This window comes from Streptomyces sp. SCSIO 75703 (genome assembly GCF_036607905.1).
Taxonomy (GTDB): domain Bacteria; phylum Actinomycetota; class Actinomycetes; order Streptomycetales; family Streptomycetaceae; genus Streptomyces.
On the sequence record NZ_CP144555.1, the window covers coordinates 2758321 to 2779512 of the forward strand.

Genomic DNA, 21192 nt, shown 5'->3' on the forward strand with positions numbered 1-21192 from the left:
GCACTGTGGCGGAGGGTGCCCGGGCGGGTTCCCGAGCGTCACGAGGCGGGGTGGCACAGGGGATTGACCGCACGTCAAGCGGGCCGGACGAGGACGGACGGGACGGACCGGGCGAGCGGACCGGGCGGGCGGGTCGGGCGGGTACGGGCGGCCGGGGCCGCCCCTCCGGCACCCGGCCCGCGGGCCTCGCCGGCACCCCCGCCGCCCCCGGTCCGCGGGCTCAGTGCGGCACGATGTCCGGTGCCCCCAGCCGGGCCGCGTCCGCCGTGAGGTCGTCGGGCTGGAGCTGGGACTCCCGCTCGGCCTCGACGCGCTTCTCGTAGTGGTGGACCTCCCGCTCCAGCCGCTCCGTGTCCCAGCCCAGCACGGGTGCCATCAGCTCGGCGGCCTCGCGGGCGCTGCGGGTGCCGCGGTCGAAGGTCTCGATGGAGATGCGGGTGCGCCGGGTGAGCACGTCGTCCAGGTGCCGGGCGCCCTCGTGGGAGGCGGCGTAGACGATCTCGGCGCGCAGGTAGTCGTCGGCGGCGGCCAGCGGTTCGCCGAGCGAGGGGTCGTCGGCGACGAGGTCGAGCACCTCCTCGGCGAGGGCGCCGTACCGGTGGAGCAGGTGCTCGACGCGCGCCACGTGCAGCCCGGTGCGGGCGGCGATCCGGGCCCGCGCGTTCCACAGGGCCCGGTACCCCTCGGCGCCGAGCAGCGGGACGTCCTCGGTGACGCAGTCGGCGACCCGCAGGTCGAGCCCGTGCACGGCGGCGTCCACCGCGTCCTTGGCCATCACCCGGTACGTCGTGTACTTGCCGCCGGCCACGACGACCAGGCCCGGCACCGGGTGGGCGACGGTGTGCTCGCGCGAGAGCTTGCTGGTGGCGTCCGACTCGCCCGCCAGCAGGGGGCGCAGCCCCGCGTAGACGCCCTGGACGTCGTCGCGGGTCAGCGGGACCGACAGCACCTCGTTGACGTGGTCGAGGAGGTAGTCGATGTCGGCGCTGGAGGCGGCGGGGTGAGCCTTGTCCAGGTCCCAGTCGGTGTCGGTGGTGCCGACGATCCAGTGCCGGCCCCAGGGGATGACGAAGAGCACGGACGTCTCGGTGCGCAGGATCAGCCCGGTGGCTGAGTGGATGCGGTCCTTGGGCACGACCAGGTGGATGCCCTTGGAGGCGCGCACGTGGAACCGGCCGCGCTCGCCGACCATGGACTGGGTGTCGTCGGTCCACACCCCGGTCGCGTTGACCACCTGCCGGGCGCGGATCTCGTACTCGCCGCCGGTCTCGACGTCCCGGACGCGGGCGCCGACCACCCGTTCGCCCTCGCGGAGGAAGCCGGTGACCTTGGCCCCGTTGGCGACGCGGGCGCCGTAGGAGGCGGCGGTGCGCACCAGCGTGGCGGTGAAGCGGGCGTCGTCCACCTGGGCGTCGTAGTACTGGAGGGCGCCGACCAGCGCGTCCTTGCGCAGCGCGGGGGCCACCCGCAGGGCGTGCCGGCGGGTGAGGTGGCGGTGCACGGGCAGGCCCCGGCCGTGCCCGCGGGCCATGGACATGACGTCGTAGAGGGCGACGCCGGAACCGGCGTACAGCCGCTCCCAGCCCTTGTGCCGCAAGGGGTACAGGAACGGCACCGGCCGCACCAGGTGCGGGGCGATCCGCCCCAGGAGGAGCCCGCGCTCCTTCAGCGCCTCGCGGACCAGGGCGAAGTCGAGCATCTCCAGGTACCGCAGCCCGCCGTGGATGAGCTTGCTGGACCTGCTGGAGGTGCCGGAGGCCCAGTCGCGGGCCTCGACCAGTCCGGTGGAGAGGCCGCGCGTCGCGGCGTCGAGCGCGGTGCCCGATCCGACCACGCCCGCGCCGACCACCAGGACGTCCAGTTCGCGCTCGGCCATGGCCGCGAGCGACGCGGCCCGCTCGGCCGGCCCCAGTGTCGCTGTCCTCACCGCTGCCTCCCGCTGTCAGTCGCCTCGGCCGCGCCCGTCGGAAACGGCCCGCGTCCCGGTACCCCCGTGGCCAGATTCTTACCGGGATGTCCGTGATCGGCCACCACGCGGGGCCCGCCTGTGGACAACCCTCCCCGGTGAGACGCGTCGACACTCGCCGAGACTCGGCCGACCAATCCCACATATCGGTCATATTTACTCCTAGTCTGACGTTGTGCTCGCCCATCCTGTCCACAGGGCTTGCGCACCTGTCCCCCTTCGGCTACTGGGAAGGACGGCCCACGTCATGCCCGCAGATCTCGCCGTCATCGGACTCGGCCCGTACGGACTGCCCCTGGCCCAGGCCGCCGTCGCCGCCGGCATCTCCACCGTCGGCCTCACGACCGGCCCGGAGCCCGGCCCCCTCACCCCCGCCGAGGTGCGCCGCATGATGGCGGGGGGCTTCCGTACCGCGGTCCGCCCGGCCGAGCTGGGCCGGGTGCGCACCGCGGTCATCTGCGCGCCGGCCGCGCCCGGACCGGCCGGCGCCCCGGACCTCGCCCAGGTGGAGGCCGCCGCGCGCACCCTCGCCGCGCACCTGCGCCCCCACACCACCGTGGTCCTGGAGTCGCCGGTGGAGCCGGGCACGACGGAGGAGTTCCTGCGCCCGATCCTGGAGAAGGGCTCCCGGCTGCGGGCCGGCCGCGACTTCCACCTCGCCTACTCCCCCAGCCGCGCCGACCCCGGCAACCGCGAGTTCACCCCGGCCAACACGCCGAAGGTCATCGGCGGCCTCACCCCGGCCTGCACCGAGTCGGCCGCCGCCTTCTACGGCCGGCTCACCGACCGGGTGGTCCGCGCCCGCGGCACGCGCGAGGCGGAGACGGTGCAGCTCCTGGAGAGCAACTTCCGCCACGTGAACATCGCCCTGGTCAACGAGATGGCCGTGCTCTGCCACGACCTGGGCGTCGACCTGTGGGACGTCATCCGCTGCGCGGAGACCAAGCCGTTCGGCTTCCAGGCGTTCCGCCCCGGCCCCGGCGTCGGCGGCCACTCCGCCCCCCAGGACCTGACCGGCCGCACCTCACGCGGGCTGCGCCTGGTGGAGCTGGCCCAGCGGGTCAACGACCAGATGCCCCGCTACGTCGTCCAGCGCGCCGCCGCCCTCCTCAACGAGCACGGCAAGTCCGCGCGCGGCGCCCGCGTCCTGCTCCTCGGCGTCACCTACAAGGCCGACCTGCCCGACCAGCAGGCCACCCCGGCCCAGGAGATCGCCACCCGGCTGCGCGAACTGGGCGCCGCCGTCAGCTACCACGACCCGCACATCCCGTCCTGGAGCCTGCCGGGCCACCCGGTCCCGCGCGCCGACTCGCTCTACGAGGCCGCCGCCGACGCCGACCTCACGATCCTGCTCCAGCAGCACCGCACGTACGACCTCCAGGGCCTGTCGGTGAAGGCCCAGCTCCTGCTGGACACCCGCGGCGCCACCCCCACGGGGGCCGCGCACCGCCTCTGAACGGCACGACGGGCCCGGAGCGTGGCGCTCCGGGCCCGGTGGCGTACCGCGGGGACGGGTCAGCGGCGGTGGCGGGACTCCGCGACCGTCACCTCGACCCGCTGGAACTCCTTCAGCTCGCTGTAGCCCGTGGTGGCCATGGCGCGGCGCAGGGCGCCGAAGAAGTTCATCGAACCGTCGGGGGTGTGGGACGGGCCGGTGAGGATCTCCTCGATGGTGCCGACCGTGCCGAGGTCGACCTTCTGGCCGCGCGGCAGCTCCTCGTTGACGGCCTCCATGCCCCAGTGGTTGCCCCTGCCCGGCGCGTCGCTGGCACGCGCGAGGGGCGAGCCCATCATCACCGAGTCGGCGCCGCAGGCGATGGCCTTGGGCAGGTCGCCGGACCAGCCCACGCCGCCGTCCGCGATGACGTGCACGTACCGGCCGCCGGACTCGTCCATGTAGTCGCGGCGCGCGGCGGCCACGTCGGCGACGGCCGTCGCCATCGGGACCTGGATGCCGAGCACGTTGCGGGTGGTGTGCGCGGCGCCGCCGCCGAAGCCGACGAGGACACCGGCCGCGCCGGTGCGCATCAGGTGCAGGGCGGCCGTGTAGGTGGCGCAGCCGCCGACGATCACCGGGACGTCCAGTTCGTAGATGAACTGCTTCAGGTTGAGCGGCTCGTGCGAGCCGGAGACGTGCTCGGCGGAGACGGTGGTGCCGCGGATGACGAAGATGTCCACGCCCGCGTCCACCACGGCCTTGGAGAACTGGGCGGTGCGCTGCGGGGAGAGCGCGGCGGCGGTGACGACGCCGGAGTCGCGCACCTCCTTGAGGCGCCGGCCGATCAGCTCCTCCTGGATCGGTGCGGCGTAGATCTCCTGGAGACGCCGGGTGGCGGTCGCGGCGTCCAGCTCGGCGATCTCGTCGAGCAACGGCTGCGGGTCCTCGTACCGGGTCCAGAGACCTTCGAGGTTGAGCACGCCGAGGCCGCCCAGCTCGCCGATGCGGATGGCGGTGGCCGGGGAGACGACCGAGTCCATCGGGGCGGCCAGGAAGGGCAGCTCGAAGCGGTAGGCGTCGATCTGCCAGGCGATCGAGACCTCCTTCGGGTCCCGGGTACGGCGGCTGGGGACGACGGCGATGTCGTCGAACGCGTATGCCCGGCGGCCGCGCTTGCCGCGCCCGATCTCGATCTCAGTCACGTCTGTGGCCTTTCCCTGTTGCGTGCAGCGTCTTCCAGTATCGCCGACGGGCACGGCGAAGGCGGCCCCGGCTGCCCCCGGGGCCGCCTCCGGCCGGGCTACTGGCGGCTGTAGTTCGGCGCCTCGACGGTCATCTGGATGTCGTGCGGGTGGCTCTCCTTCAGTCCGGCGGAGGTGATCCGCACGAAGCGGCCGTTCTCCTGGAGCTGCGGCACGGTGCGCCCGCCGACGTAGAACATCGACTGGCGCAGGCCGCCGACGAGCTGGTGGACGACCGAGGAGAGCGGGCCCCGGTAGGGCACCTGGCCCTCGATGCCCTCCGGCACGAGCTGCTCGTCGGAGGCGACGCCCTCCTGGAAGTACCGGTCCTTGGAGAAGGACTTGCGGTCGCCCCGGGTCTGCATGGCGCCCAGCGAACCCATGCCGCGGTACGACTTGAACTGCTTGCCGTTGATGAAGAGCAGCTCGCCCGGCGACTCCTCGCAGCCGGCCAGCAGCGAGCCCAGCATCACCGTGTCGGCGCCGGCGACCAGGGCCTTGGCGATGTCGCCCGAGTACTGCAGGCCACCGTCGCCGATGACCGGGACGCCGGCCTCCTTCGCGGCCAGGGACGCCTCGTAGATCGCCGTCACCTGCGGGACGCCGATGCCGGCGACGACGCGGGTGGTGCAGATGGAGCCGGGGCCGACGCCGACCTTGATGCCGTCCACGCCGGAGTCGATGAGCGCCCGGGCGCCGTCGCGCGTGGCGATGTTGCCGCCGATGACGTCGATGCCCGAGGAGTTCGACTTGATCTTGGCGACCATGTCGCCGACCAGGCGGGAGTGGCCGTGCGCGGTGTCGACGACGATGAAGTCGACGCCCGCCTCGATCAGCGCCTGGGCCCGGTCGAAGGCGTCGCCGGCCACGCCGACCGCGGCGCCGACCAGCAGCCGCCCCCGGGCGTCCTTGGCGGCGTTCGGGTACTGCTCGGCCTTGACGAAGTCCTTGACGGTGATCAGGCCCTTGAGCACGCCCTGGTCGTCGACGAGCGGCAGCTTCTCGATCTTGTGGCGGCGCAGCAGCTCCATGGCGTCCACGCCGGAGATGCCGACCTTGCCGGTGACCAGCGGCATCGGCGTCATGACCTCGCTCACCCGGCGGGAGCGGTCGGTCTCGAAGGCCATGTCGCGGTTGGTGACGATGCCGAGCAGCCGGCCCGACCCGTCGGTGACGGGCACGCCGCTGATGCGGAACTTGGCGCACAGCGCGTCCGCGTCGCCGAGCGTGGCGTCGGGGTGGATGGTGATCGGGTCGGCGACCATGCCCGACTCGGACCGCTTCACCAGGTCGACCTGGTTGGCCTGGTCCTCGATGGACAGGTTGCGGTGCAGGACGCCGACGCCGCCCTGGCGGGCCATCGCGATCGCCATGCGCGATTCGGTGACCTTGTCCATGGCGGCGGAGAGCAGCGGGATGTTCACCCGCACGTTCTTGGAGACGTACGAGGCGGTGTCGATCTCGTCGGGTGCCATGTCCGACGGGCCCGGCAGCAGCAGCACGTCGTCGTAGGTCAGCCCGAGCGTCGCGAATTTCTCGGGCACTCCGTCGACGTTGGCAGTCATGACACCTTCCCCAAATGGCCTTGATCGGTGCGGATGTCCATGCTAACGGGAATGCGAGGTGTCTCATTCCACGGTGCCGGACCGGACCGCACTTCGTACGTTCACACCGTCGTACGGTCGCATGGGGCGGGATGGTGAGGGGAACGGGGTCCCGTCCCGGGACACGACGGTGCGGCGCGGACACAACGGCGGCGGGTGCGGACCGCGACGGCGGGGTGCGGACCGCGACGACGCGGCACGGACACGCGACAGCGCGGCGCGGGGCCCCCGCCGCCGCGACCGGCGCCGGGCGTGCCCCTGCCGTCTACTGCTCCGCCAGCGCCCGCAGCCGGCTCAGCGCCCGGTGCTGGGCGACCCGCACGGCACCGGGTGACATTCCCAACATCTGCCCCGTCTCCTCGGCGGTGAGGCCGACCGCGATGCGCAGCAGGAGCAGTTCCCGCTGGTTCTCGGGGAGGTTGGCGAGGAGCTTCTTCGCCCAGGCCGCGTCGCTGTTGAGCAGGGCCCGCTCCTCCGGGCCCAGCGAGTCGTCGGGCCGCTCGGGCATCTCGTCGGAGGGGATGGCCGTCGAACCGGGGTGCCGCATCGCGGCCCGCTGGAGGTCGGCGACCTTGTGGGCGGCGATGGCGAAGACGAACGCCTCGAAGGGGCGCCCGGTGTCCTTGTACCGGGGCAGCGCGAGGAGCACCGCCACGCAGACCTCCTGGGCGAGGTCCTCGACGAAGTGCCGGGCGTCGCCGGGCAGCCGCGACAGCCGCGTACGGCAGTAGCGCAGGGCCAGCGGATGCACGTGGGCGAGCAGGTCGTGCGTGGCCTGTTCGTCCCCGTCGACCGCGCGGTGCACGAGCCCGCCGACCGTCCCCCGGTCGGCGGCAACCTCGTCGTCACGCATCGGTCCATGGTGCCTTGCGGCCTTCCGATCCGTGGCTCCGTGCCCGCTGTTGTGCACCGAAGCGTTATGAGCAGGTGCGCCGGCACTCATCATCCCCTGCGCCCTCCCCTTCCGCTCGACCGACTCGTCCCCGAGGAACTCCACACCTCAAGGATGCGCCATCCGCCGCGAAACGAGCAGCGGGCGTCCGGCGGGCCGCCTTGTCACCCCCGCTCACCTGACGGTAAGCGGGGTGCGCCACGACACCGTCCGGTCTCCACCGCACGGGGGACCTAGCGGACCAGGCCCCACCGGAAACCGAGCGCCACCGCGTGAGCCCGGTCCGAGGCGCCGAGCTTCTTGAACAGCCGCCGGGCGTGCGTCTTGACCGTGTCCTCGGAGAGGAACAGCTCCCGGCCGATCTCCGCGTTGGAGCGGCCGTGGCTCATGCCCTCCAGCACCTGGATCTCGCGCGCCGTGAGCGTCGGCGCGGCGCCCATCTCGGCGGAGCGCAGGCGGCGCGGGGCGAGCCGCCAGGTCGGGTCGGCGAGGGCCTGCGTGACGGTGGCCCGCAGTTCGGCGCGCGAGGCGTCCTTGTGCAGGTAACCGCGGGCACCGGCGGCGACGGCCAGGGCCACGCCGTCCAGGTCCTCGGCGACGGTGAGCATGATGATGCGGGCACCGGGGTCGGCCGACAGCAGCCGGCGGACGGTCTCGACGCCGCCCAGTCCGGGCATGCGGACGTCCATGAGAATCAGGTCCGAGCGGTCGGCTCCCCAGCGGCGGAGGACTTCCTCGCCGTTGGCGGCCGTCGTCACGCGTTCGACGCCGGGCACGGTAGCGACCGCACGGCGAAGCGCCTCTCGGGCAAGCGGGGAGTCGTCGCAGACGAGGACGGAAGTCATGGCCGTCCTCCGCTGATGCGCGTCACGTTGAGCCTCCAGGCTGGTACGAATCGTCACCTGTGCGGTCGACCGTCTCGGACGCCCGCCCGAGTCCTGTTCCTTCAACCGCCTCCGCACTCTCAACGATGGTCACCCGAAAGAGTTACGGGGCCGTGTGTCGTCTTCGGCACTCTACGTGAGTGCGCGGACACGGTGCAGACATGCGCGGCGGACTCACGCCGTTTCATCACAAGCAGTGCCCCATTTAGCCGATTTTCTTCCACTTCGGCGGTGTCTGCGGCTAGATTCGCAATGAGTCATATTTTCATCTCCTTAGATCGTAGTTGTACGGTCGTGCACACCGTATCCACCCAGATCGGCTACAAGGGGTTACGCCATGGCAGATTTCTCCCGCCTTCCCGGACCGAACGCGGACTTGTGGGACTGGCAGCTCCTCGCCGCGTGCCGCGGGGTGGACAGCTCCCTCTTCTTCCACCCGGAGGGCGAACGCGGAGCGGCCCGGAGCGCCCGCGAGAACTCGGCCAAGGAGGTCTGCATGAGGTGCCCGGTACGCGCGGAGTGCGCGGCGCACGCACTCGCGGTGCGCGAGCCGTACGGCGTGTGGGGCGGACTGACCGAGGACGAGCGCGAGGAACTGATGGGACGGGCACGCCACCGGCTGGTGGCCGCGTCGGCGCCGGCCGGCACGAACGCGTCCGGACACGATTGACCCCTCGCGGCAACACCGCTGAAGGAACGTTTTTCCAGCAAGCACCGTCCGACCCGGGCACATGCGGTGTGCCCGGGTCCTTTTCCTGCGCGCCCTCGGGCCCGGCGTCATCACGGGCCCGGCGTCATCCGGAGCACGGCGTCATCAGGAGCACGGCGCCGCCGCGGTCCGGATCAGCCCCCCGCGCCCAGGCGGGCCGCCGCGCGGGCCAGTTCGTCCAGGGTCGCCGCGACCGCCGGCACCTGGGCGAGGTCGGTCAGGGTGAGCGCGACGATCTCGCGCCGCACCGCCGGTTCCAGCGCCACCGCGCACACGCCCCGGGGCCGTACGGACTCCACGGCCAGTTCGGGCAGGACCGCCACGCCGAGACCGGCCCCGACCAGGCCGGCCACCGCCGGGTAGTCGTCGGTGGCGAAGTCGATGCGGGGGGTGAAGCCCGCCCCCTCGCAGACCTCCACGAGCTGACCCCGGCAGCGCGGGCACCCCGCGATCCACGGCTCGCCGGCGAGTTCGCCGATGGCCAGGGAGCCCTCCGCCGCGCGCGCGAGCCGGTGCCGCTCGGGCACGAGGGCCACCAGCCGGTCGCTCAGCAGCGGGCGGACGACCAGGTCGTCCCACTCCTCGGCACCGGCCGCCCCCTCGTAGCGGAAGGCGAGCGCGATGTCGCAGTCGCCCTCGCGCAGCAGCTCGACGGAGCGCGGCGGCTCGGCCTCCTCCAGGTAGACGCGGGTCCCGGGGTGCGCGGCGCGCAGCGCGGCCAGGGCGGCGGGGACCAGGGTGGAGCTGCCGCTCGGGAAGGAGACCAGGCGGACCCGCCCGGCGCGCAGCCCGGCGATGGCGGCGACCTCCTCCTCGGCCGCGGTCAGCCCGGCGAGGATGCCGGCGGCGTGCCGCACCAGGGCCTCGCCGGCCTGGGTCAGCCGCATCTCGCGTCCGCTGCGCACCAGCAGGGGGGTGCCGACGGAGGTCTCCAGGGCCTTCATCTGCTGGCTGACGGCGGGCTGGGTGCAGCCCAGCTCGCGGCCGGCGGCGGAGAAGGAGCCGGTGGCGGCCACGGCGCGCAGGACACGGAGGTGTCGGGCCTCGATCATTCTCCCGAGGATAAGACATTCTTTGAGCGGATGCGGAAAAATCCATCGACGCTTTGATCAAGCATGATTTACGGTCTGCTCATGAGGCTTCTCTCCATCAACCTGGGGCGCGCGACGGTCGTGCCGTACACCGACCACCCCGACGGGGTCAGCGGTATCGACAAGCGGCCGGCCGACGGCCCGGTGCGGGTGGCGGCGCCGGGCCCGAAGGGCGTCGGCGCGAGCGGCGTGGCCGGGGACGCGGTGTGCGACACGCGGCACCACGGCGGCGACGACCAGGCCGTCTACGCCGTGGCCCGCGAGGACCTCGACGCCTGGGAGGCCGAGTTGGGCCGCACCCTGGCGCACGGCTCCTTCGGCGAGAACCTCACCACCTGCGGCCTCGACGTCTCCGGCGCGCTGATCGGCGAACGCTGGCGGATCGGGCCGGACCTGGTCCTGGAGGTCACCAGCGGCCGCATACCGTGCCGGACCTTCCAGTGGCACCTGGGCGAGCCGCGCTGGGTGAAGCGGTTCATGCGGCGCGGCGCCCCGGGCGCGTACCTGCGGGTGGTGGAGCCCGGGGAGGTCCGGGCGGGCGATCCGGTGGAGATCGTGCACCGCCCGGCGCACGACGTGACGGTCGCCCTCCAGTTCCGGGCCGTGACCACGGAGCGCGACCTGCTGCCCCGGCTGCTGGCGGCGGGCGAGGCACTGCACCCGGAGTCCCTGGCGAAGGCGCGCGCGTACGTGCGTTCGCGCACGGGCTGACCCGCCCTCACCGCGGGAGCGCTCCCCGGCCCCTGACGGCCCGTGGGGCCGGTGAGCGAAGCGGACGCGTCGCGTCCGGGTCACTACGCTGGCCGCATGACAACGGCATTGATTACGGGTGCGACGGCGGGTATCGGTGCCGCGTTCGCGCGGCGGCTGGCGGCCGACGGGCACGACCTCGTCCTGGTGGCCCGGGACGACGAACGGCTGCGGGTGCAGGCCACCGAACTGCACGACCGGCACGGTATCGAGGCGGAGGTGCTGGTGGCCGACCTGGCCACGGACGACGGCATCGAGGCGGTCGCCGCCCGGCTGCGCGAGCGCAAGCACCCGGTCGACCTGCTGGTCAACAACGCCGGTTTCGGCAACAAGGGCCGTTTCCTGGACGTCTCCATGGCCGACGAGCTGAGGATGCTCACCGTGCACTGCGAGGCGGTGCTGCGGCTGACCTCGGCGGCGGCGGAGACGATGCGCGAGCGCGGGCGCGGCGGCGTGGTCAACGTGGCCTCGGTCGCGGCCTTCGTCCCGCGCGGCACGTACGGCGCCTCGAAGGCGTGGGTCGTGCAGTTCACCCAGGGCGTGGCGCGGGACCTGGCCGGCAGCGGCGTCCGCCTGATGGCGCTCTGCCCCGGCTTCGTGCGCACGGAGTTCCACCAGCGCGCGGGGATGGGCACGGACAACATCCCGAACTGGATGTGGCTGGACGCCGACAAGGTCGTCGCGGAGGCCCTGAACGACCTGGCCCGCGGCAAGTCCCTCTCCATCCCGGACCCCCGCTACAAGGCCCTGCTCGGCGCGACGAAGCTCGTCCCCCGGAGCCTGCTGGGCGGCCTCTCCTCCCGCACGGGCCGCAAGTACGGGCCGCGGTAGGGGACTCGGCGCGGCCGTCCGGCGTACCGGCGGCGTGGGTGACGATCACGCCCGGGACCGTCACCACGCCCGCTCGACGCTCGGGGCCGCGCCGGGGCCGGACGTCGGCAGGACGACATGGGCGGATGTGGCGTCCGGGGTCGGTGCTGTCGGCCCGGCCGGGCGAACACCTCCGGCGACAAGGCTCTCGGTACCCACAGGTTTCGGACCCCGCCCGGACCTTCGCTGGTCGCGGCCGTTGTCGCACGGCATCCGGAATACGTGATGAGGGAGACGCCCCGATGAGGCGAATGAGTGCGGCGGTTCCGATGCTGGCGCTGCTTCTCACTGGATGCGGCATGGCGGGCTCTCCGCCCTCAGGCAAGGAAGGGGGATCGAAAATGAATCTGCAAGAGGCCGCGGACAGGGCGGACGGGATCCTGGACGAGGCGTTTGCGGCGATCACGCCTCCGGTCCAGTGGACCCATCGGTACTCGATGCCGGGTGACTGCTACGTGGACCGCGACCGCGCCGTGATGACCATCATTTCCGCCGAACGGCGCGGCAGCTTTCTCGGTGTGCTGGAACGTCACTGGAAGGGCAAGGGATACCGTCTTGTCGCGACGAGCCCGAACGGGCTGGCCGCCCATTTCACGACAGAGGACGGCTTTCAGCTGGAAGTCCTGGTCGCGCCAAACGGTCAGGCGCACCTGAGTGTCACCACGCCGTGCGTGGAGAAGTCCGAGGTCGCTCAGCCGACCAGCAGCCCCAGCGGCCCCGACTACGCGGAGCGGGAGTTGCCGGCGCCGAACGTGAAGTCGACGTTCTGGTCGAGCGATGCGGCTCTTTCGAGTTGACACGCGGGGTGCGCCGGCCGCGGTCCTGAGCCGCTACGAGAAGCTCCCCGAGACCGCCAGGTGAACGACGAACGGTGCCCAGCACCCCCGCGGGGGCACTGGGCACCGTTCGATCGACTCGGCTCGGCGCTCAGTGGGCGTGGCCGTGGCCTGCGGCGGCCGGCTCTTCCTCTTCCTTCTTCTCGACGACCAGGGTCTCGGTCGTCAGGAGGAGGGAGGCGATGGAGGCCGCGTTCTCCAGGGCGGAGCGCGTGACCTTCACCGGGTCGATGACGCCGGCCTTGACCAGGTCGCCGTACTCGCCGGTGGCGGCGTTGTAGCCGCTGCCCTTCTCCAGCTCCGCCACCTTGGAGACGATGACGTAGCCCTCCAGGCCGGCGTTCTCGGCGATCCAGCGCAGCGGCTCGACGGCGGCGCGGCGGACGACCGACACACCGGTGGCCTCGTCGCCGGACTTGCCGAGGTTGCCCTCCAGCACCTTGACGGCGTGGACCAGGGCGGAGCCACCACCGGAGACGATGCCCTCCTCGACCGCGGCGCGGGTCGCGGAGATGGCGTCCTCCAGACGGTGCTTGCGCTCCTTCAGCTCCACCTCGGTGGCGGCGCCGACCTTGATGACGCACACGCCGCCGGCCAGCTTCGCGAGGCGCTCCTGGAGCTTCTCGCGGTCCCAGTCGGAGTCCGTGGCCTCGATCTCGGCCTTGATCTGGGCGATGCGGCCCTCGACGTCGGCCTTCTGGCCGGCGCCGTCGACGATCGTGGTGTCGTCCTTGGTGACCGTGATGCGGCGGGCGGTGCCGAGCACGTCCAGGCCGACCTGGTCGAGCTTGAGGCCGACCTCCTCGGAGATGACGGTGGCGCCCGTGAGGACGGCCATGTCCTGGAGCATCGCCTTGCGGCGGTCGCCGAAGCCGGGGGCCTTCACCGCGACGGCGTTGAAGGTGCCGCGGATCTTGTTCACGACGAGGGTGGAGAGGGCCTCGCCCTCGACGTCCTCGGCGATGATCAGCAGCGGCTTCGAGGCGTTGGCCTGGATGACCTTCTCCAGCAGCGGCAGCAGGTCCGCGATGGAGGCGATCTTGCCCTGGTGGATGAGGATGTAGGGGTCGTCCAGGACCGCTTCCATCCGCTCCTGGTCCGTCACGAAGTACGGCGACAGGTAGCCCTTGTCGAAGGCCATGCCCTCGGTGAAGTCCAGCTCCAGGCCGAAGGTGTTGGACTCCTCGACGGTGATGACGCCGTCCTTGCCGACCTTGTCCATCGCCTCGGCGATCAGCTCGCCGACCTGCTGGTCCTGGGCGGACAGCGCGGCGACGGCGGCGATGTCGGACTTCTCCTCGATCGGACGCGCGGTGGCGAGGAGGTCCTCGGCCACGGCGGCGACGGCCGCGTCGATGCCCTTCTTCAGCAGCGCCGGGGAGGCACCCGCGGCGACGTTCTTCAGACCCTCGCGGACGAGCGCCTGGGCCAGGACGGTCGCGGTGGTCGTACCGTCACCCGCGATGTCGTTGGTCTTGGTCGCCACCTCCTTCACCAGCTGGGCGCCGAGGTTCTCGTACGGGTCCTCGATCTCGACCTCGCGGGCGATGGTGACGCCGTCGTTGGTGATGGTCGGGGCGCCGAACTTCTTGTCGATGACGACGTTGCGGCCCTTGGGGCCGATCGTCACCTTCACGGTGTCGGCGAGCTTGTTGACGCCGCGCTCGAGGGCGCGACGGGCGTCCTCGTCGAACTTCAGGATCTTCGCCATGGGAGCGTGAGCCCTCTCGGAAATCTAGAAAACTGACTGCGCCCCGGGCGCCCGGCTTCTTGTCGTCCGCGGGGGCCAGGGGCGCAGCTGCTGAGCAGGAGTCGAGGTGAGTCGACTTACTTCTCGACGATCGCGAGCACGTCGCGGGCCGAGAGGACGAGGTACTCCTCGCCGTTGTACTTCACCTCGGTGCCGCCGTACTTGCTGTAGAGCACGACGTCGCCGACGGAGACGTCGAGCGGAAGACGGTTACCGTCCTCGAAGCGGCCCGGGCCCACGGCCAGGACGACGCCCTCCTGGGGCTTCTCCTTGGCGGTGTCCGGAATGACCAGGCCCGAAGCCGTGGTCTGCTCGGCGTCGAGCGGCTGGACCACGATGCGGTCCTCGAGCGGCTTGATGGCAACCTTGGAGCTGGCGGTCGTCACGATCCGACCTCCCCCTTCGGAGATCTCACGGGGTTAACTGTCTGAGGTGGCGACCAGGTCGATCCGTCGTCGCGGGTGCCGGACCTGCCCGTCGCTTTGTTGGCACTCTCCTGGGGGGAGTGCCAGACCTGAGACTATGACCGCGATTAGCACTCGGTCAAGCGGAGTGCCAATTCCCCGCGTCGCGTCGCCGGGCCGGGGGTCAGAGGTAGTCCTCCAGCCGCCCCACCGCCAGCCCCTGTTCCCCGATGGTCCGCAGCAGCCGCAGCGTGGTCTCGCCGGGCGGTGGACCGGCCGGCTCGTCCGGGTCGACGGCGATGATGTCGCCGGGCCGCAGCCGCTGCTCGCCGCCGGTGAAGACGAGGTCGCCGCCCGCGCCGGCGGTCGCGCGCCACAGGACGAGCGCGGTGACGCCGCAGTCGGCGGCGGCCCGCAGGGTCGTGGTGTCGTACGTGCCGTGGGGCGGGCGGAGCAGGTGGGGGCGGATGCCGAAGCGGGAGTCGAGCTTGCGCCGCTGGCCGCAGATCTCGGCGCGCTGCCCGGCGTAGGGCAGTCCGCGCAGGGAGCGGTGTTCCAGGGTGTGGTTCTGCAGGCTCGCGCCGACCGAGCGCAGCCGGGCGAACCGGCCGTAGGCCGGGCCGGCGACGTTCTCGGTGAGGAACAGGGTGACGGGCAGCCGGTGTGCGCGGATCACGTCGGCGAAGCCGGGGTCGCGCTCGGCCCCGTCGTCGTAGGTGAGAAAGACCACCCGGTCGGTGGTGGGGACGCGGTCCACGACCGGCGGCAGCGCCGCGTCCGGCACCTCGGCGCGCGCGGCGGGCTTGCCGGCGGCGGCGTCGGGGGCGGGGCCCGGGGAGGGGGCGCAGCCGGCGAGGAGCAGGGCCACGAGGGCGGCCGTCGGGGCGGCGCCGGCGGTCCGGAACCGCCCCCGCCTCACAGGTAGTCCTCCAGCCGGGCGACGGCGTAGCCCTCGGCGGTGACCTTGTCGAGGAAGCGCCGGGCGAGGTCGGTCATCGAGCCGTCCCAGTCGGCGTGGCCGCGGAAGTGGCTCAGGACGATGTCGCCGGGGTGCAGGCTCCGGTCCCACTCGCGGTACTCCCAGTGGTCGACGTAGACCTCCTCGTCCCAGATGGGCGCGTAGCGGATGCCGCAGGACTTGGCGGCGGCGAGCGTGTCGCGGTTGTAGTTGCCGTACGGCGGGCGGAAGAGGACCGGGCGCGTGCCGTACTGCTTCTCCATCACGTCCTGCATCCCGCAGATCTCCCGCCGCTGCTGCTCGTAGGAGAGCGCGGGGAGGTACGGGTGGGTCAGGGTGTGGTTGTTGAGGGTGACGCCGAGGTCGCGCATCTTCCGGAAGTAGCCGTAGTCGTCCTTGATCTCCTCGTCGGTGAGGAAGACGGTGTACGGGACCTTCAGCTCGTGCATCATGCGCAGGAACTCCGGGTCCTTCTCGGCGCCGTCGTCGATGGTGAGGAAGACGACCTTGTCCTCGGTGGGGATGGTGGTGAAGACCGGCGGCAGGTCCTCCTGTCCGTCCACCTCGAAGCCCGCGCGCGCGGTGATCACCGGCTTCTCGGCGGGGGGCGGGGGTGCCACGAGGGGGGCCCGGCCGAGGTTCCAGCGCTTGGCCGCGGCGACGACGGCCGCGCGTTCGGCCCGCGCCTTGGCCTCGGGGCCCTCCTGGGCGCCCGCGGGGGGCGCCTGGAGGGGCTGCCGGGCCGGGGTGTCCCGCTCGGGGGACGCGTCCTGCGCACAGCCGGAGGCGAGGGCCGCGACGAGGAGCGCGGCGAGACCGCCGCACATCCGGGCCCCCGGCGTGGACGCCCGGAGGAAGCGTCTCGCCCGGCTTTTGTCATTTTGTACGACTACTCGCATGGTCTCGGATCCTGACAGCGCCCGGCCCCGTGTCCGGCCCGACACCCGCGCCGTGCGCGCGGCTTCCACCGACTGGCCCACAATGACCCGGTGAAAGACCCAGAAGCCCTCCACGCGCTCCTCACGCCCGAAGGCCGTGCGCTCCTCGACGAGGTCCGCGGCACCGATCCCGCCCGAGAACTCGCGGTCGCCACCCGCCTGCGCCGCACCCACCCGCCGGACCTGGTCTCGGCCGCGCTCGGCCAGGCCCGCCTGCGGCAGCGGGCGGTGGCCAAGTTCGGGACGGAGGACGCCGGGAGGATGTTCTTCACCCCCCACGGCGTCGAGCAGTCGACCCGCGCGAGCGTCGCCGCCCACCGCGCCGGACGGCTGGCCGCCCTCGGGGTGCGGTCGGTGGCCGACCTGTGCTGCGGGATCGGCGGCGACGCCATCGCGCTGGCCCGCGCGGGCATCCGGGTGCTGGCCGTGGACCGCGATCCGGTGACGGTGGCGGCGGCCCGCGCCAACGCCCGGGAACTGGGCCTCGACGCGCTGATCGAGGTGCGCGAGGCGGACGTCACCGACGTCGGCACGGGCGGCTGCGACGCGGTCTTCGTCGACCCGGCCCGGCGCGGCACACGGCCCGGCGGCGGCCGGATCTTCGACCCCGAGGCGTACTCGCCGCCGCTCTCCTGGGCCGTCGGCGCGGCCCGCACCGCACCGCGCGCCGCGGCGCTGAAGCTCGCCCCCGGCATCCCGCACGAGGTGGTGCCCGAGGGCGCCGAGGCCGAGTGGATCTCCGACGGCGGCGAGGTCAAGGAAGCCGTGCTGTGGTTCGGCACCGAGCCCGGCACCGTACGGGCCACGCTGCTGCCGGGGCCGCGCACGCTGCTCTCCCGGCGCCTGCCGGACCCGCCGGTGCGCCCGCCCGGCCGCTACCTCTACGAGCCGGACGGCGCCGTCGTCCGCGCCCACCTCGTCGCCGAGGCCGCCGAACAGGTCGGCGGCGGGCTGCTCGACCCGACCATCGCCTACGTGACCTCCGACACCCTGGTGGCGACGCCGTACGCGACGGCGTACGAGATCACCGACCGGATGCCGTTCAACGTCAAGAAGCTCAAGGCGCTGCTGCGGGAGCGCGGCATCGGCACGCTGACCGTGAAGAAGCGCGGCTCGGCGGTCGAACCGGAGGAACTGCGCCGCAAGGTCCGCCCCCAGGGCCCGCACGCGGCCACGGTCTTCCTGACCCGGGTCGCGGGCGCCCCCACGGTCCTCCTGGGCCACCCGGCGGGCGCCTGACGGAGCCCGCCCGCCCCGGCGGACGGCGGCACCGCACCGGACCGCCGAAAGTTTCGACCGGCAGGCCGACCGGCTTCGTCAGTCCGCCGGAGGCGGAGCCGTACTGCTGCGGACCTCCAGGCTGGTGGCCAGTTCCACCCGGGTGGCCGCCGGCGGGCCGTCGTCGCGGCCCAGGTCGAGGACGAGCCGGGCGGCGGCCTCCGCCATCTCCGTGAGCGGCTGCCGCACGGTCGTCAGCGGCGGCCCCACCCAGCGGGCCACCGGCAGGTCGTCGAAGCCGACCACGCTCAGGTCCCGCGGGATGCGCAGCCCCAGTTCGCGCGCGGCCTCGTAGAGCCCGAGCGCCTGGAGGTCGTTGCCGGCGAAGACCGCGGTCGGCCGGTCGGGGCGGCGCAGCAGTTCCAGGCCCTGCCGGTAGCCGGCCTCGTGGTGGAAGTCGCCGGTGGCGATCAGCGCGGGGTCCACCGGCAGCCCGGCCGTCTCCAGCGCCGCCCGGTAGCCGTCCACGCGGGCGCGGCTGCACATCATGCGGGTCGGCCCGCTGATCGCGCCGATCCGGGTGTGCCCCAGGTCGATCAGGTGCCGGGTGGCGGCGAGGCCGCCCTGCCAGTTGGTGGCGCCGATGGACGGCACGTCGGCGCCCGGGTCGCCGGCCGGGTCCATCACCACGAACGGGATGGAGCGGCTGGTCAGCAGCGCCCGCTGCGACTCGTCCAGCCCGGACAGGACGAGGATCACCCCGTGCGGGCGGCGGGCGGCGACCTGGTCGGCCCAGGTGCGCCCGGGGGTCAGGCGCCCCGCGCTCTCGGAGAGGACGACGCTGAGCCCCGCGTCCCGCGCCGCGTTCTCCACACCCCGGATCACCTCCATCGCCCAGGCGCTCTCCAGCTCGTGGAAGACCAGGTCGATGAGCGGGGAGCGGGTCGCCTCGGCCCGCCGGCGCCGGTAGCCGTGCGCGCGCAGCAGGCCCTCCACGCGGGCGCGGGTGCTGGGGGCCACGTCCGCACGGCCGTTGAGGACCTTCGAAACAGTCGGTGCCGACACGCCGGCCTCGCGGGCGATCTCGGCGAGCGTCGCGGTCTGGGCGGACCGCCTTTGCGTCCGGGTTTCAGCGGGCTGCGGGGATGTCATGGCGGCGATCGTATCCCTGACGGCCCCCTTGACGAAGACTCCCGTGCGCCATAGGTTTCCGGAACATTCGATTGATACATCGAAACATTCGTGACCCCGTTCGCGAGAGGGCCGTCCGTCCACCCCGACAGGAGTTCCATGACCACCGCGCCCTGGCGTGACCCCGCCCTGACCGCCGCCGCCCGCGTCGACGACCTCCTGTCCCGGATGACCCTGGAGGAGAAGACCGCCCAGTTGTACGGCGTGTGGGTGGGCGCCGCCACGGACGGCGACGGCGTCGCCCCGCTCCAGAACCAGATGTCCGCCGACCACGACTGGGACGAGCTGATCACCCACGGCCTCGGCCAGCTCACCCGCCCCTTCGGCACCGCCCCCGTCGAACCGGCCCTCGGCGCCCGCGCCCTCGCCCGCGCCCAGCGGCGCATCACCGAGGCCGGCCGCTTCGGCATCCCCGCCCTCGCCCACGAGGAGTGCCTGGCCGGCTTCACCGCCTGGCGGGCCACCGCGTACCCGGTGCCGCTTGCCTGGGGCGCCGCCTTCGACCCCGAGCTGGTCGAGGAGATGGCCCGGCGGATCGGCCACGACCTGCGCGCGGTCGGCGTCCACCAGGGCCTCGCCCCCGTCCTGGACGTCGTCCGCGACGCCCGCTGGGGCCGGGTGGAGGAGACGATCGGCGAGGACCCGTACCTGGTCGGCACCATCGGCAGCGCCTACGTGCGCGGGCTGGAGTCGGCCGGGGTCGTCGCCACCCTCAAGCACTTCGCCGGGTACGCCTCCTCGGCCGGCGCCCGGAACCTGGCCCCGGTGCGGGCGGGCGCGCGGGAGTTCGCGGACGTCACGCTGATGCCGTTCGAGATGGCGCTGCGCGAGGGCGGCGCCCGGTCGGTGATGGCCGCGTACACGGAGACGGACGGCGTCCCCGCCTCCGCCGACCCGGAGCTGCTGACCGGCCTGCTCCGCGAGGAGTGGGGCTTCACCGGCACGGTGGTCGCCGACTACTTCGGCGTCGGCTTCCTGGAGTCCCTGCACCGCGTCGCCGGCACCCCCGCCGAGGCCGCGCACCTGGCCCTCGACGCCGGCGTCGACGTCGAACTGCCGACCCTGAAGTGCTACGGCACCCCGCTGCTGGAGGCGGTCCGGGCGGGCACGGTCCCCGCGGAACTGGTCGAACGGGCGGCCCGCCGGGTGCTGCTCCAGAAGTGCGCCCTGGGCCTGCTGGACCCGGACTGGGCGCCGGAGGCACCGCCGGCGGAGGGGCCCGACGGGCCGCGGGAGACCGCCGTCGACCTCGACTCCCCCGCCAACCGCGCGCTCGCCCGCCGCCTGGCCGAGGAGTCCGTGGTGCTACTGGACAACCCGGACGGCGTGCTGCCGCTCGCCCCCGGCGCCCGCGTCGCGGTGGTCGGCCCCCGGGCCGCCGACGCCCTGGCCATGCTGGGCTGCTACTCCTTCCCCTCCCATGTGCTGCCCCACCACCCCGGGGTGCCCACGGGCATCGACATCCCGACCGCGCTGGACGCCCTGCGCGCCGAACTGCCCGACGCCAAGGTGACGTTCGCGCAAGGCTGCGACACCTCCGGACCGGATGTCTCCGGTTTCGAGGAGGCGGTCGCGCGGGCCACCGAGGCCGATGTGTGCGTCGCGGTGCTGGGCGACCGGGCGGGCCTCTTCGGCCGGGGCACCTCGGGCGAGGGGTGCGACGCGAGCGACCTGCGGCTGCCCGGCGTGCAGGGCGCGCTGCTGGACGCGCTGGTGGCGACCGGCGTGCCGGTGGTGCTGGTGCTGCTCACCGGCCGCCCGTACGCGCTGGGCCGCTGGGCGGGCCGGCTCGGCGCCGTCGTCCAGGCGTTCTTCCCGGGCGAGGAGGGCGGACCGGCCCTCGCGGGCGTGCTGTCGGGCCGCGTCACCCCCTCGGGCCGGCTCCCGGTGAGCGTGCCGCGGCTGCCCGGCGGACAGCCGTGGACCTACCTCCAGCCCCCGCTGGGCCTGGCCGGCGAGGTCAGCAACCTCGACCCGACCCCGCTCTACCCCTTCGGGCACGGCCGCTCGTACACGACGTTCGCCTGGGAGGACTTCACCGGCGGCGCCGAGGCGGCCGCGCTCGGCACGGACGAGGCGTACGACCTCGCGCTGACCGTCCGCAACACCGGCGAGCGGCCCGGCGCCGAGGTGGTCCAGCTCTACCTGCACGATCCGGTGGCCTCGGTGACCCGGCCGGACGTCCGGCTGATCGGCTACCGGCGGGTGGAACTGGCGCCCGGCGAGGCCCGCCGGGTGACGTTCCGCTTCCATCCGGACCTCGCGGCGTTCACCGGCCGCGCGGGCCGCCGCGTGGTGGAGCCGGGCGCCCTGGAGCTACGGCTCGCCGCCTCCAGCGCCGAGGTGCGGCACACGGCCCGGCTGACGCTGACCGGACCGGCCCGCGACCCGGGTCCCGGCCGGCGGCTGCGCTGCCCGGTGCGGGTGGCCCCGGTGCCGTAGCCCCCGCGCG

The 21192-nt window shown here is 73.2% G+C and carries 18 protein-coding genes; 7 read left to right on the forward strand and 11 right to left on the reverse strand.

What is annotated here, in order from left to right; all coding sequences use genetic code 11:
* Positions 1 to 220: 220 nt before the first annotated feature.
* The gene (locus VM636_RS11855; protein WP_030420785.1) at positions 221 to 1927 is read right to left on the reverse strand and encodes a glycerol-3-phosphate dehydrogenase/oxidase; all 1707 of its coding nucleotides are present in this window, start codon (positions 1925 to 1927) and stop codon (positions 221 to 223) included.
* A 286-nt stretch (positions 1928 to 2213) separates the two neighbouring features.
* On the opposite strand from VM636_RS11855, the gene VM636_RS11860 reads away from it, so the two are divergent.
* On the forward strand, positions 2214 to 3422 hold the full coding sequence (locus VM636_RS11860; RefSeq protein ID WP_030420786.1) for a nucleotide sugar dehydrogenase: 1209 nt from the start codon (positions 2214 to 2216) through the stop codon (positions 3420 to 3422).
* A gap of 59 nt (positions 3423 to 3481) precedes the next feature.
* On the opposite strand, the gene VM636_RS11865 is transcribed toward VM636_RS11860, so the two are convergent.
* The 4 genes from VM636_RS11865 to VM636_RS11880 all read right to left on the reverse strand — a co-directional run bounded on the left by VM636_RS11865 (position 3482) and on the right by VM636_RS11880 (position 7986).
* Positions 3482 to 4606, reverse strand: a complete 1125-nt coding sequence (locus VM636_RS11865) for a GuaB3 family IMP dehydrogenase-related protein (protein ID WP_030420787.1) — start codon at positions 4604 to 4606, stop codon at positions 3482 to 3484.
* 98 nt (positions 4607 to 4704) lie between these two features.
* Complete coding sequence (gene guaB / locus VM636_RS11870) at positions 4705 to 6210, reverse strand: IMP dehydrogenase (RefSeq protein ID WP_030420788.1); 1506 nt, start codon at positions 6208 to 6210, stop codon at positions 4705 to 4707.
* 304 nt (positions 6211 to 6514) lie between these two features.
* Complete coding sequence (locus VM636_RS11875) at positions 6515 to 7102, reverse strand: sigma-70 family RNA polymerase sigma factor (RefSeq protein ID WP_030420789.1); 588 nt, start codon at positions 7100 to 7102, stop codon at positions 6515 to 6517.
* Positions 7103 to 7374: 272 nt separating this feature from the next.
* A complete protein-coding gene (locus tag VM636_RS11880; protein ID WP_003948568.1) occupies positions 7375 to 7986 on the reverse strand; it encodes a response regulator transcription factor in 612 nt (203 codons plus the stop codon).
* A 376-nt stretch (positions 7987 to 8362) separates the two neighbouring features.
* Between VM636_RS11880 and VM636_RS11885 the strand changes: the two genes are divergently transcribed.
* Positions 8363 to 8695 (forward strand): WhiB family transcriptional regulator, encoded by a 333-nt coding sequence (locus VM636_RS11885; RefSeq protein ID WP_030420790.1) that lies wholly within the window; start codon positions 8363 to 8365, stop codon positions 8693 to 8695.
* Positions 8696 to 8868: 173 nt separating this feature from the next.
* Here the strand turns inward: VM636_RS11885 and VM636_RS11890 are convergent, their stop codons facing one another.
* A complete protein-coding gene (locus VM636_RS11890; protein WP_030420791.1) occupies positions 8869 to 9786 on the reverse strand; it encodes a LysR family transcriptional regulator in 918 nt (305 codons plus the stop codon).
* A gap of 81 nt (positions 9787 to 9867) precedes the next feature.
* On the opposite strand from VM636_RS11890, the gene VM636_RS11895 reads away from it, so the two are divergent.
* The 3 genes from VM636_RS11895 to VM636_RS11905 all read left to right on the forward strand — a co-directional run bounded on the left by VM636_RS11895 (position 9868) and on the right by VM636_RS11905 (position 12242).
* The gene (locus tag VM636_RS11895) at positions 9868 to 10536 is read left to right on the forward strand and encodes an MOSC domain-containing protein (protein ID WP_338484341.1); all 669 of its coding nucleotides are present in this window, start codon (positions 9868 to 9870) and stop codon (positions 10534 to 10536) included.
* 96 nt (positions 10537 to 10632) lie between these two features.
* Entirely contained in the window at positions 10633 to 11406 is a 774-nt protein-coding gene (locus tag VM636_RS11900) for an SDR family oxidoreductase (protein WP_030420793.1), read from the forward strand.
* A 380-nt stretch (positions 11407 to 11786) separates the two neighbouring features.
* A complete protein-coding gene (locus VM636_RS11905) occupies positions 11787 to 12242 on the forward strand; it encodes a hypothetical protein (protein ID WP_037858423.1) in 456 nt (151 codons plus the stop codon).
* A 130-nt stretch (positions 12243 to 12372) separates the two neighbouring features.
* Here VM636_RS11905 and groL read toward each other — a convergent pair whose 3' ends face one another.
* The 4 genes from groL to VM636_RS11925 all read right to left on the reverse strand — a co-directional run bounded on the left by groL (position 12373) and on the right by VM636_RS11925 (position 16220).
* Positions 12373 to 13992, reverse strand: a complete 1620-nt coding sequence (gene groL, locus VM636_RS11910; RefSeq protein ID WP_030420795.1) for a chaperonin GroEL — start codon at positions 13990 to 13992, stop codon at positions 12373 to 12375.
* 116 nt (positions 13993 to 14108) lie between these two features.
* A complete protein-coding gene (gene groES, locus VM636_RS11915; RefSeq protein ID WP_019329594.1) occupies positions 14109 to 14417 on the reverse strand; it encodes a co-chaperone GroES in 309 nt (102 codons plus the stop codon).
* Positions 14418 to 14619: 202 nt separating this feature from the next.
* A complete protein-coding gene (locus VM636_RS11920) occupies positions 14620 to 15354 on the reverse strand; it encodes a polysaccharide deacetylase family protein (protein ID WP_338484342.1) in 735 nt (244 codons plus the stop codon).
* Positions 15351 to 16220, reverse strand: a complete 870-nt coding sequence (locus VM636_RS11925) for a polysaccharide deacetylase family protein (protein WP_030420797.1) — start codon at positions 16218 to 16220, stop codon at positions 15351 to 15353. Before VM636_RS11925 ends, VM636_RS11920 begins: the two co-directional genes overlap by 4 nt.
* 162 nt (positions 16221 to 16382) lie before the next feature.
* Here VM636_RS11925 and VM636_RS11930 point away from each other — a divergent pair, with 162 nt between their 5' ends.
* The gene (locus VM636_RS11930; RefSeq protein WP_338484343.1) at positions 16383 to 17570 is read left to right on the forward strand and encodes a methyltransferase domain-containing protein; all 1188 of its coding nucleotides are present in this window, start codon (positions 16383 to 16385) and stop codon (positions 17568 to 17570) included.
* A 78-nt stretch (positions 17571 to 17648) separates the two neighbouring features.
* Here the strand turns inward: VM636_RS11930 and VM636_RS11935 are convergent, their stop codons facing one another.
* Positions 17649 to 18701 (reverse strand): LacI family DNA-binding transcriptional regulator, encoded by a 1053-nt coding sequence (locus VM636_RS11935; protein WP_030420799.1) that lies wholly within the window; start codon positions 18699 to 18701, stop codon positions 17649 to 17651.
* 138 nt (positions 18702 to 18839) lie between these two features.
* On the opposite strand from VM636_RS11935, the gene VM636_RS11940 reads away from it, so the two are divergent.
* Positions 18840 to 21182, forward strand: a complete 2343-nt coding sequence (locus VM636_RS11940; protein WP_030420800.1) for a glycoside hydrolase family 3 N-terminal domain-containing protein — start codon at positions 18840 to 18842, stop codon at positions 21180 to 21182.
* Positions 21183 to 21192: the final 10 nt, after the last annotated feature.

Coding starts and splice junctions, on each gene's coding strand:
- VM636_RS11860 (WP_030420786.1), top strand. CDS start 2,214: ATGCCCGCAGATCTCGCCGTCATCGGACTCGGCCCGTACGGACTGCCC.
- guaB (WP_030420788.1), bottom strand. CDS start 6,210: ATGACTGCCAACGTCGACGGAGTGCCCGAGAAATTCGCGACGCTCGGG.
- VM636_RS11875 (WP_030420789.1), bottom strand. CDS start 7,102: ATGCGTGACGACGAGGTTGCCGCCGACCGGGGGACGGTCGGCGGGCTC.
- VM636_RS11880 (WP_003948568.1), bottom strand. CDS start 7,986: ATGACTTCCGTCCTCGTCTGCGACGACTCCCCGCTTGCCCGAGAGGCG.
- VM636_RS11885 (WP_030420790.1), top strand. CDS start 8,363: ATGGCAGATTTCTCCCGCCTTCCCGGACCGAACGCGGACTTGTGGGAC.
- VM636_RS11890 (WP_030420791.1), bottom strand. CDS start 9,786: ATGATCGAGGCCCGACACCTCCGTGTCCTGCGCGCCGTGGCCGCCACC.
- VM636_RS11895 (WP_338484341.1), top strand. CDS start 9,868: ATGAGGCTTCTCTCCATCAACCTGGGGCGCGCGACGGTCGTGCCGTAC.
- VM636_RS11900 (WP_030420793.1), top strand. CDS start 10,633: ATGACAACGGCATTGATTACGGGTGCGACGGCGGGTATCGGTGCCGCG.
- VM636_RS11905 (WP_037858423.1), top strand. CDS start 11,787: ATGAATCTGCAAGAGGCCGCGGACAGGGCGGACGGGATCCTGGACGAG.
- groL (WP_030420795.1), bottom strand. CDS start 13,992: ATGGCGAAGATCCTGAAGTTCGACGAGGACGCCCGTCGCGCCCTCGAG.
- VM636_RS11925 (WP_030420797.1), bottom strand. CDS start 16,220: ATGTGCGGCGGTCTCGCCGCGCTCCTCGTCGCGGCCCTCGCCTCCGGC.
- VM636_RS11935 (WP_030420799.1), bottom strand. CDS start 18,701: ATGACATCCCCGCAGCCCGCTGAAACCCGGACGCAAAGGCGGTCCGCC.
- VM636_RS11940 (WP_030420800.1), top strand. CDS start 18,840: ATGACCACCGCGCCCTGGCGTGACCCCGCCCTGACCGCCGCCGCCCGC.